This is a genomic window from Streptomyces sp. NPDC055078, assembly GCF_053607985.1.
Genome location: NZ_JBSGUP010000260.1, coordinates 1 through 10,675, shown reverse-complemented (window position 1 = coordinate 10,675; position 10,675 = coordinate 1). Strand labels below are relative to the sequence as shown.

Sequence of the window (10,675 nt, the reverse complement as noted above, 5' to 3'; positions counted from 1 at the left end):
GGGGCACCTTCCGTCGCGCTCACCCCGGTGGCGGAGGTGTTCCCGGCACCTGGCTTGTAGTCGGCGAAGAAGTCCCACCAGGCTCGGTCGACCGAATTGGGATCCTGGAGGTACTGCTGATAGATCTCGTCGACAAGCCACTCATTGGGGCCGAAAGCGGCGGCAGGGTCGGGACCCTGGGCGCTTTGATCGGTCGTGGGGGCACCGCCCGGCCGGAGGCTGGGGGAGCTTGAGTTATTGGGGGACTGAGACGACACGGCGGCAACCGCCCTCTTCCGCTTCACAAGGTGATGGACAGCGGGAATCAAGGCTACGCCTCCGAAGCCGAGAGGTGCAGGCCGGGCGGGCCATCGTCGCCTAAGTCACACCGAAAGGCGGGTTTCGGGGTTTGGAACGGCGGGAAACAAGGACGGTTTGCCCCCGATGGGTGTATGGCGCACCCTCGTGAGGGCATCGAGCTGCCCTTAGGGGCTTCGCCGCCCGGCCGGTTCCGCCCGGATGGCTGCCCGTATCTCTCCGGGGTGGCCGGTTCGATTCGAACCTTTCGTCAACCTCGCGCCGACGGCACCCCCGGGAGAGTGACCAGGATCCGGCAGCCCATCACCGACTCCGCCACCCCGATCCGCCCGCCGTGCAGATCCACCGCCCAGCGCGCGATGGCCAGCCCGAGACCCGTACCGCCGTCGCTGCCCTTGCCGTGCGGGGCCGCCACATTGCCCCGGTCGAATCGTTCGAAGACCCGGTGGCGCTCCTGCTCGGGGATGCCGGGGCCCTCGTCCACCACCTCCAGGTCGAGCGACTCGGGAGCCCGGCCGCGACGGGCCTTCACCGTCACCCGGCCGTGCGGCGGGGAGTGCTTCACCGCGTTGTCGATCAGATTGGCGACCACCTGGTGCAGCCGCTCGGCGTCCGCGTGCGCCGTCAGCTCCGGCGGCCACACATCCAGATGCAGATGTACGTCCGTACGGGTGTGGTGACCCGACCCGGAGGCCAGCCGGCGCTGGGCGGCGGCGAGATTGGCCTCCTTGAGCACCCCCGAGAGATAGGGCCACACCTCGAAGCGGCGTGCCCGCAGCGGTACGACCCCGTTGTCCAGCCTTGACAGATCGAGCAGGGTCTCCACCAGCCGGCCCAGGCGCTCCGTCTGCTTCAGCGCCGTGCGCATGGTCTCCGGGTCGGCGGCGGACACCCCGTCGACCACGTTCTCCAGGACCGCCCGCAGCGCGGCGATCGGGGTGCGCAGCTCGTGCGAGACATTGGCGACCAGCTCCTTGCGGTGCTGGTCCACGGCCTCCAGGTCGTCGGCCATCCGGTTGATGGTGGAAGCGAGGTCGCCCAGCTCGTCACGGCGGTCGGCGCCGCGCACCCGGCGGGTGAAATCGCCGTGCGATATGCCCTTGGCGACCGTGTTCATGTCATCCAGCGGCGCGGTCAGCGAGTGCGCGACGAACTGGGTGATCAGCAGGGTCGCTATCACCGAGAACACCGTGATGAAACGCAGCTCGGTCGAGGTGCGCAGCGCCACCACCAGCAGGCCCGTGGTGATGAACACCGAGATGACGACGAGCGCGCCCAGTTTGGTTTTGATGGAGATGGACACACCCCGCCGCCGCTCCTGGCGCCCGAGGCGCTTCCCGGCGCTCACTGGGAGTTCCCGGCACTCATTGGGCGTTCCCGGCACTCATTGCGCGGGCGTCTCCAGCGCGTAGCCGACGCCATGGACCGTACGGATCCGCTCCGCGCCGATCTTGCGCCGCAGCGCCTTGATATGGCTGTCCACGGTCCGGGTGCCCGACGCGTCCGCCCAGTCCCAGACCTCGGCGAGCAACTGCTCCCGGGAGAGGACGGCACGGGGCGTGTTCGCCAGGCAGACCAGCAGATCGAACTCGGTCGGCGTCAGATGGACATCGTCGCCGCGCACCCGCACCCGTCGCTGTGCGTGGTCGATCTCCAGCTCCCCGAGGCGCAGAATCCCGCTCCGGGGGGTCGCGGCGGCCAGCGCGGCCCGCTCCACCCGGCGCAGCAGTACATGTACCCGGGCCGCCAGCTCCCGCATGGAGAACGGCTTGGTCATATAGTCGTCGGCCCCGACCCCGAGCCCGACGAGCATGTCGGTCTCGTCGTCACGCGCGGTGAGCATCAGCACCGGTACCGGGCGCTGGGCCTGGACCCGGCGGCAGACCTCAAGGCCGTCGAAGCCGGGCAGCATCACATCGAGAACCATCAGATCGGGTTGCCAGGTCTCGGCCGAGTCGACGGCCGCGGGGCCGTCGACGGCGGTCTGGACGAGAAAGCCCTCGGCCCGCAGCCGGGCCGCGATGGCGTCGACGATCGTCGAGTCGTCCTCGACCACCAGCACCCGGCGCTGGGCGCCGGGTGTGGGCGCGACGCCGTTTTGGGTGGTGTGTGTCTGTTCCATCGCCCGCCCCTGTAAGCGCTCTCGGGAGATTCACGCTCGTGGTAGATCCGGTGTAGGTCAGCTGTAGCTCAGCAGCGTAAAGCCAGTTGCCGCATCCCGGCTACGCAGGTCCGATGCCGAGGTGGACCACGTCGGGTACGCCCCGGGCAACCCGGATCTCTTCGGTTCTTACCCCGCTGAACCCGGCATTCCGCAAAGCCTCCTCAAAAGCGGGCGACGGCCGGGCGGACCATACGGCGAGTACACCGCCCGGTGTCAGCCGCCGAAGACAGGCGCCGAGTCCGGCCGGAGCATAGAGGCTCTCGTTGTCGTCGGTCACGGTCCAGTCGGGGCCGTTGTCGATATCCAGACAGAGCGCGTCGTACCGGGTGTCGCCCTCGCGGAGATGGGCGAGCAGATCCGTGTGCAGGACCGCGCACCGGGGGTCGGCGAGCGCGGCGGCGGAGATCCGGGCGAGGGGGCCGGTGCGATGCCAGTCGATGACGGCCTGTTCCCGCTCCACGACGGTGATGTGCCGCCAGCGCGGGTCGGCGGCGGCGTGTGCCAGGGAGAACCCGACGCCGAGCCCCCCGATGAGCAGCGAGGGCGCCGCCCGGTCGCCTGCCCTGCCACCCGTCCTGCTCTCCGCCGGGTCGCTTGCCCGGTCGTTCGTTCTGTCCAGCGCCTCGTACGCGGCGTCGATCAGGAGCCGCTCGGAGCGCCCGTCGGAGGTGTCCATCAGGAAGCAGCCATTGGCGATGATCTCGTAGTGGTCGCCGCGCTGCCGCAGGACGACCTCGCCGTGCGGGCCGTGACGGCGGTCGAGCGTACGCGGGGTGAGCGCATGAACGGACATGGTGCCTCCGGTGCGGGGTGCGGGGTGCGGGGTGCGGGTGCCGTGCGGTGGGGTGCGCATATGCTCCCCATCCCGGTCCTCCGGAACAACCGACTTCCGCCCAGCTCCGTCCCTTCTGTCCCTTCTGTCCCGCTGTCACGGGTGCTCGCGGCGGGCCCCGAAGACGGTGTACGCGATGGTGGCGGTCGCCAGCAGGAGCAGGGCGGTGACCCAGGAGGCGGTGCCGGGGCCCGGCTGGAGCGGCCAGGCCCATACGGCGGTCCAGCGGGAACCGGCGCCCTGCACACCCAGATAGATCGTGGCGAGATAGGCAAGCGGCGGCGCCCAGCTCAGCCGTGCGCCGATCACCACCGCCGACAGGACCGCGAGACCCACCACCCCCAGGGTGTTCCGCACCATCGCGCCCGCGCCGAACTCCTCCGTCGCGCCCGGCATCGCGATCCCCAGCGCAGCAGCCGACGCGGCGGTGAGGCCGGCGAGCTGGGTCAGCCGCCGCGGCCACCAGGGCCGTACCGACGTACGGTCCAGTTCGTCGCTGTACGTGTACAGACTCGTCCCGATCGCCGCGGCGACCAGCAGCGGCCCCACGATCACCAGCGGCTTTTCGAGTGCCGGGTCCCATGAGGAACCCGCCGAGTCCGCCGAACCCGCCGAACTCATCGAGGCCACGCGCCAGAAGACGCATACGACGGTCGCGGCGAGGACGCCGAGGGTGACGGGCAGCCCCCGGGAACGGGCGTACAGCAGCAGTGTGTTCGGACCGCTCACAGCGCGGGCACCCCCTTCGTCGCGCAGTCCCCGGCGGTCGCGAAGTAGCGGGTGAGCCACGGGCGGCGCTCCGCCGGGTCCATCGCGTCCAGCCGGGCCACCGCGTCCTTGCGCGCCTTGATCGAGGCTCGGGCCTGTTCCTTGGCGGTGCCGTCGTCCTCGGCCCAGCGCAACTGATCGCGGTCCATGGACGCGCCGGCCGGGTGGGGGGCCAGCCACTCCGACACGGCTTCGTCGACCGCCCGCACCCGCTGGTCGTCCCAGCGCGCCCGGCAGGGCTCCGCCTGGTTGCCCAGGGCTTTTCCGGTCAGCGCCTGGGCGGCCTCCCAGGCGTACTGCTCCCGGTCGGTCAGCTCACCGCGTACGACATACCAGCCCAGCGGTTCGAGCATGGGCAGCCGGGCCTCGCCCGGCCGTGGGTCCCGGTGCAGATCGATGAAGCGGTCCGGCAGATTCCCTACGCCGTCGAGCCGGCCGGTGATGCCGGACAGGGCGTCCCGCACCTCCGGCAGCATCCCCGGGTACTGGGCGTTCACGCAGATGGCGGGGGTGGTGGAGGTGTCGCAGACCTGTCGCTCCGACAGCGGGTCGCTACGCCACGCCCGGTCGCCGGTCTCCACGAGTGCCACGGCGGCCGAGGCGGCCAGGGCCAGCGGCAGCAGCGCGGTGTAACGGCGGCGGGCCGCGTACGCCAGGACCGCGCCCGCCGCCAGACCGCCCGCCCACGCGATCGCGGCCGGCGGCTGCCACCAGACGGGGAGCGATGCGTGCATCACGCCGTCGGCCGCGGTGGACGGGGTCAGATGCCGGGCAGCGGATGTCCCGTAGCCCGGCAGGCCCAGCGCGAGAAAGAGGGCGATCGCGAAGAGGGGCGCGGCCAGCCGCCAGCGCACCAGTGCCCCGGCGACATGGCCGATCAGCGCCGCCGCCAGGATGAACACGGCGTCCGCGATCAGCAGGGAGACCAGGGGCCGGCCCGCCGACGCGTAGGGCAGACAGGCCAGCAGCGAGGCGCAGGCGGCGAGCAGATACGCCACGGCCGCCCATACCGCCGTGGGCAGCGCGGCCGTCAGGGTCCGCGCCAGCGGACCACGGGCGGCACTCGCCCGCAGTTCGCCGGTCTGGCGGCGGCGTTCCCGGCCGCCCTGCCAGCACCCGGCCGCACCGGCCAGCGGGGCCGCGAACAGGCTGGACGCACTGCGCAGCAGCATCTGGGTGTCGTTCCAGCTGCCCTGCCACTCATGCGCCTTGGTGGCCATCGGCAGGGCGACCGCGATCAGGACGGCGGCCCCCGCCCAGGGCGCGGACCCCCGCAGCAGCTCACTGCGGACCGGGTGCGCGCGCCGGGCGGCGGTGGGGCGGGGGGCCGCGGCGGGCGGCCGGGGCCGGGTGCGGAGGGTGCTCACCGGCCGCCCTCCACGGCTGTGCGCGTCCCGGGTCCGGTCGGGGGCCCGGTGGGGCCGGTGGGTGCGGTGTCCCCGGTGTGCCCTGTCAGGGGCCCTGTCGGGGTCCCGCTTCCCGTTCCGGTCCCGCTTCCCGTTCCGGTTCCGGTCCCGGTTCCGGGCGCCGGGGAGCCGCGATGGAGCCGCAGGGCCGTCGTATAGCCGCGTTCCAGCGCGTTGCCCGCCTCGTCCGAGCCCGGCGCGCTCTCCCCGAGGGCGGTCAACTCGGCCGTCGACCCCCGGTAGGCGACCTGCCCGGCGTCGATGAGCGTCACCCGGGTGCAGGCCGCGGCCACGTCTTCCACGAGATGAGTGGAGACGATGACGGTGGAAGCGGTGCCCACGTCGCGGAGCAGTGCTCTGAACTCGACTCGCTGCTCCGGATCGAGACCGGCGGTCGGCTCGTCGAGCAGCAGCAGCTCGGGCTCGTTCACGATCGCCTGGGCGATGCCCACCCGGCGCACCATCCCGCCCGACAGCGTCCGCACCTTCGCGTCGATCCGGTCGGCGAGCCCCACCCGCTCCACCGCCCGTTCCACCGCCCCCGCCACCGCGGACCCCGGCATCTCCTTCAGCCAGGCGACGTACGCCACGAACTCCCGCACCGTGAACCCCGGGTAGTAGCCGAACTCCTGCGGCAGATAGCCGAGCCGCCGCCGTATCTCCGCCCGCTCCCGGTGGGACGACACCTCGCGGCCCAGCAGCTCCACCCGCCCGGCGGCCGGGGCGGCGACCGTCGCCAGTACCCGGATCAGGGAGGTCTTGCCCGCGCCGTTCGGGCCGAGCAGCCCGTGCACCCCCGTACCGAAGTCCAGTTCGACCGCGTCGAGCGCGACCGTCCTGCGGTGCCGGACGGTCAGCCCGGTCACATCCACGGCGCGCGTCCCGGCGCCCTCTGTTGTGGCGCGCGTCCGGGCGCCCTCTGTCGTCGTCATGCCCTCTCCAGATGGTCGAACGATGCACGGCGTACGGCGAGCAGCCCCGCGCACACCACGGCGGCCCCGGCCCAGCCGCCCTGTACGGCGGGCCCCGAGACATAGACCGCGAGCCGGGCGCCGAACTCCTGCGGCAGCGACACCAGCAGCGGGAACAGCACCAGACCCAGCCAGCCGCAGGCCAGCGCCGAAGCGGCGACCCGGCAGCCGATGTACGACCCCAGCGCGAGCGCCGCCAGCGTCAGCGCCAGCCCCGGCAGCAGCCAGGCCACCGCACCCGGCACGCCCGGGAACTCCACCGCCGGGGGCAGCAGCGCGCCCACCGCCGTCAGCGGCAGCACGCTCAGCGCCAGGACCACCGCCGTCCGGGCCAGCAGCAGCCGCAGACCCCCCGAAGGCGTCGACGCGACGATCTCGTGCAGCGGATCGGCGTACCGCCCGTACGACAGGGCCACCCCCGCGAGCGGCAGTACCGGGGACAGCGCCAGCAGCAGCGGCCGGGTGGCGTCGACGCCCAGGCCGTACGCGAGGAAGAGCGCGCCCGCCGCCACCAGCGCCACCGCCGTGGGCCACGGGCCGCGCAGCACGGGGCCCGCCGCCCACACCAGGCGGACGGTCCGGCCGGGCCGCGCGGGCGCCACCACCGCCTCCGCCAGTACGGCCGCGCGCACCCGCTCGATGACCGGGCCCGCCGCACCCCTCCGTGCCGCGGCGGAGACCCGGACCGCGCACGGCCCGCACGCCTCGATGTGCTTCTCCAGCGACCAGGCGTCCGGCTCGGCGGCCGAGCCTTCCGCGTACCGCCGTGCGAGCGGTTCGCTCACATGCCAGTCGCTCATGTCGTCCCTCCCAGCGGGTAGGTGTCCGGCGCGAGCTGCGCCAGCGCCGTCCGCAGCTCACGGCGGGCCCGCAGCGCCCGGGTCTTGACCGTGCCCTCGGGTATCCCGAGCAGCCGGGCGGTCTCGCGGGTGGTCAGTCCGTCGACGACCGTGGCACGCAGGACGTCCCGCAGCTCCGGCGAGATACGGTCCAGGGCCGCCCCGACGTCCCCGTACTCCAGTCCGGCGAGCACGTTCTCCTCGGCGGACGGCGCTGCCTGTGGCGCGGCGGGTTCGGGCACGGCCCGGGTCTGTCTGCTCCGGACCCGCTGCGCGTCCACCAGCCGCCGGGCCGCGATCATCCACAGCCAGCCCCCGGCCTCGGCTCCCCGGTGGCTGCCCGCGGACCGCCAGACCGTGACAAAGGTGTCCTGCAACACCTCGCGGACGGTCTCGGGGTCCGGGCAGCGGCGGGACAGCCGGATGTGGAGCCAGCCGGCGTGGCGGTCGTAGAGGGCGGCGAGGGCATCGGCGTCGCCGCCGCCGATGGCACGCAGCAGCGCGGCGTCGCCCGGGGGTTCCCCTGCGGGGCGCTTTCGTCTCACACCCTGTCTATCGCCGCCGGGCGGCTTTCGGTTCACGGACCGGCCGCCGGGCCGGGTTCGCTCTTCGGTTCACGGACCGGCCGCCGGGCCGGGTTCGCTCTTCGGCTCGCGGACCGGCCGCCGGGCCGGGGTTCGGCCAGCGGCACGCTCCTGCTTACGGGACGGAGGAGGCGGCCCGTGCGGGCCGGGGTCCGGACTGCTCGTACGGCCCAGGACGCCACCGCGCCGCGCCCCGCCGCACCCCACTGCATACACCCTGGTCAGAGGCGCGGTCAGAGGCGCGGTCAGACGGGCGCAAGCGCAGATCGCTCAGAGCGAACAGCGGCTCGGGAACATCTGAGGGCCCTCATGCATTGAGTGCACATAGCTCAACTTCACTGCCTAAGGGGAGATCATGGCTGCTGAGTCCCAGACCGTCACACCGCTCACCCTGCCGGTGCTGCCCCTCGATGACGAGGTCGTACTGCCCGGCATGGTGGTCCCCCTGGACCTCACCGATCCCGATGTACGCGCCGCGGTGGAGGCCGCACAGGCCGCCGCCCGCTCCAGTGGTGGAAGCAAGCCGCAGGTGCTGCTTGTTCCGCGGGTGGACGGGAATTACGCGGCGACCGGCGTGCTCGGCACGGTGGAGCAGGTCGGGCGGCTCTCCGACGGCGACCCCGGGGCACTGATCCGCGGGCGCGGACGGGTGCGGATCGGCGCGGGGACCACCGGCCCCGGCGCGGCGCTGTGGGTCGAGGGCGTCCGGCTGGACGAGACCGTTCCGGAGCCTCTGCCCGGCCAGGTCGCCGAGCTGGTCACCGAATACAAGGCGCTGGCCACCGACTGGCTGAAGAAGCGCGGTGCCTGGCAGGTCGTGGACCGGGTCCAGCAGATCGACGACATCTCCCAGCTCGCCGACAACGCTGGGTACTCCCCGTTCCTGACGACCGCCCAGAAGATCGAGCTGCTGGACACCGCCGACCCCGTCGCGCGGCTGAAGCTCGCCACCGACCAGCTCCGCGAGCACCTCGCCGAGCAGGACGTCGCCGAGTCCATCGCCAAGGACGTCCAGGACGGTGTCGACAAGCAGCAGCGTGAGTTCCTGCTGCGCCGCCAGCTCGACGCCGTACGCAAGGAGCTGCGCGAGCTGAACGGCCAGGAGGGCGAGGACGAGTCCGACGACTACCGCGCCCGTGTGGAGGCCGCCGAGCTGCCCGAGAAGGTGCGGGAGGCGGCCCTCAAGGAGGTCGAGAAGCTGGAGCGGTCCAGCGACCAGAGCCCCGAGGGCTCCTGGATCCGCACCTGGCTCGACACGGTCCTCGAACTGCCGTGGACCGAGCGCACCGAGGACGAGTACGACATCCAGGGCGCCCAGCGGGTCCTGGACGCCGAGCACGCGGGCCTGGCGGACGTGAAGGAGCGGATCACCGAGTACCTCGCGGTGCGCAAGCGGCGTGCCGACCGGGGGCTCGGCGTGGTCGGCGGCCGGCGCGGCGGCGCGGTCCTGGCGCTCGTCGGCCCGCCCGGCGTCGGCAAGACGTCCCTGGGCGAGTCCGTGGCGCACGCGATGGGCCGGAAGTTCGTCCGGGTCGCGCTCGGCGGCGTCCGCGACGAGGCGGAGATCCGCGGCCACCGGCGCACCTACGTCGGCGCGCTCCCGGGCCGTATCGTCCGCGCGATCAAGGAGGCCGGGTCGATGAACCCGGTGGTCCTGCTGGACGAGATCGACAAGGTCGGCTCGGACTTCCGGGGCGACCCGGCCGCCGCGCTCCTCGAAGTCCTGGACCCGGCGCAGAACCACACGTTCCGCGATCACTACCTGGAGGTCGAACTCGATCTGAGCGATGTCGTCTTCCTGGCCACCGCCAATGTGCTGGAGGCCATCCCGGAGGCCCTGCTCGACCGGATGGAGCTGGTCAGGCTCGACGGCTACACCGAGGACGAGAAGGTCGTCATCGCCAGGGACCACCTGCTGCCGCGCCAACTGGAGCGGGCGGGCCTGGAGTCCGGCGAGGTCGTCCTGGAGGACTCGGCGCTGCGCAGGCTCGCGGGGGAGTACACCCGTGAGGCGGGCGTACGGAACCTGGAGCGCTCCATCGCCAGGCTGCTGCGCAAGGTCGCGGCCCAGCACGAGCTGGGTGAGAAGGAGCTGCCGTACGCCATCGGGGCCGACCAGCTCCGCGGGCTGATCGGACGGCCGCACCATGTGCCCGAGTCCGCCCAGGACCCGGCGGAGCGCCGTACGGCCGTGCCCGGTGTCGCCACCGGACTCGCGGTCACCGGCGCGGGCGGTGACGTCCTCTTCGTGGAGGCGTCGCTCGCCGATCCGGAGACGGGCGCTTCGGGGCTGACCCTCACCGGCCAGCTCGGCGATGTGATGAAGGAGTCGGCGCAGATCGCGCTCAGCTTCCTGCGCTCGCACGGCGCGGAGACCGAGCTGCCGGTCGCCGACCTCAAGGACCGGGGTGTGCACATCCACTTCCCGGCGGGCGCGGTCCCGAAGGACGGACCGAGCGCGGGCATCACGATGACGACGGCGCTCGCTTCGCTGCTCTCCGGACGCCAGGTGCGGACGGATGTGGCGATGACGGGTGAGGTGTCGCTCACCGGGCGGGTGCTGCCCATCGGCGGTCTGAAGCAGAAGCTGCTGGCCGCGCACCGGGCGGGCATCACGACGGTCGTGATCCCGAAGCGGAACGAGGCCGACCTGGACGATGTCCCGGCCGAGATCCTCGAAAAGCTGGAGGTGCACCCGGTGACGGACGTCCGCCAGGTGCTGGAGATCGCGCTGGCCCCGGCAAGCGTCGCGGTCGCCGCCGCCGCGTGACGTCGGTACGTCAGTACGTCGGTACGTGTCGGTACGTCAGTACG

The 10,675-nt window shown here is 72.6% G+C and carries 9 protein-coding genes and 1 pseudogene; 1 reads left to right on the top strand and 9 read right to left on the bottom strand.

The features are described from left to right. The 9 genes and pseudogenes from ACWF94_RS21635 to ACWF94_RS21595 all read right to left on the bottom strand — a co-directional run. A partial coding sequence (locus ACWF94_RS21635) for a 2-oxoglutarate dehydrogenase E1 subunit family protein (protein WP_453490706.1) occupies positions 1–257 on the bottom strand: 257 nt, incomplete at its 3' end. A gap of 290 nt (positions 258–547) precedes the next feature. After that, positions 548–1,600, bottom strand: a complete 1,053-nt coding sequence (locus ACWF94_RS21630; RefSeq protein WP_453490703.1) for an ATP-binding protein — start codon at positions 1,598–1,600, stop codon at positions 548–550. Between the two features lie 81 nt (positions 1,601–1,681). After that, entirely contained in the window at positions 1,682–2,419 is a 738-nt protein-coding gene (locus ACWF94_RS21625; RefSeq protein ID WP_453490700.1) for a response regulator transcription factor, read from the bottom strand. Positions 2,420–2,519: 100 nt separating this feature from the next. Then, the gene (locus ACWF94_RS21620; RefSeq protein ID WP_453490709.1) at positions 2,520–3,254 is read right to left on the bottom strand and encodes a spermidine synthase; all 735 of its coding nucleotides are present in this window, start codon (positions 3,252–3,254) and stop codon (positions 2,520–2,522) included. A gap of 135 nt (positions 3,255–3,389) precedes the next feature. Further along, the gene (locus tag ACWF94_RS21615; protein WP_453490697.1) at positions 3,390–4,022 is read right to left on the bottom strand and encodes a hypothetical protein; all 633 of its coding nucleotides are present in this window, start codon (positions 4,020–4,022) and stop codon (positions 3,390–3,392) included. Continuing rightward, positions 4,019–5,428 carry a hypothetical protein gene (locus ACWF94_RS21610; RefSeq protein ID WP_453490694.1) on the bottom strand — a complete coding sequence of 470 codons (1,410 nt, stop codon included), beginning with the start codon at positions 5,426–5,428 and terminating at the stop codon, positions 4,019–4,021. Before ACWF94_RS21610 ends, ACWF94_RS21615 begins: the two co-directional genes overlap by 4 nt. A gap of 160 nt (positions 5,429–5,588) precedes the next feature. After that, positions 5,589–6,399: pseudogene (locus ACWF94_RS21605) on the bottom strand (ABC transporter ATP-binding protein); the annotation flags it as partial. Continuing rightward, positions 6,396–7,238: a zf-HC2 domain-containing protein gene (locus tag ACWF94_RS21600; RefSeq protein ID WP_453490691.1), complete on the bottom strand. Its 843-nt coding sequence runs from the start codon at positions 7,236–7,238 to the stop codon at positions 6,396–6,398. The gene ACWF94_RS21600 and the pseudogene ACWF94_RS21605, both read right to left, overlap by 4 nt. Beyond that, positions 7,235–7,822, bottom strand: a complete 588-nt coding sequence (locus ACWF94_RS21595) for an RNA polymerase sigma factor (RefSeq protein ID WP_453490688.1) — start codon at positions 7,820–7,822, stop codon at positions 7,235–7,237. Before ACWF94_RS21595 ends, ACWF94_RS21600 begins: the two co-directional genes overlap by 4 nt. A 394-nt stretch (positions 7,823–8,216) precedes the next feature. Here ACWF94_RS21595 and lon point away from each other — a divergent pair, with 394 nt between their 5' ends. Beyond that, positions 8,217–10,631 (top strand): endopeptidase La, encoded by a 2,415-nt coding sequence (gene lon / locus ACWF94_RS21590; protein ID WP_453490685.1) that lies wholly within the window; start codon positions 8,217–8,219, stop codon positions 10,629–10,631. Positions 10,632–10,675 lie beyond the last annotated feature (44 nt).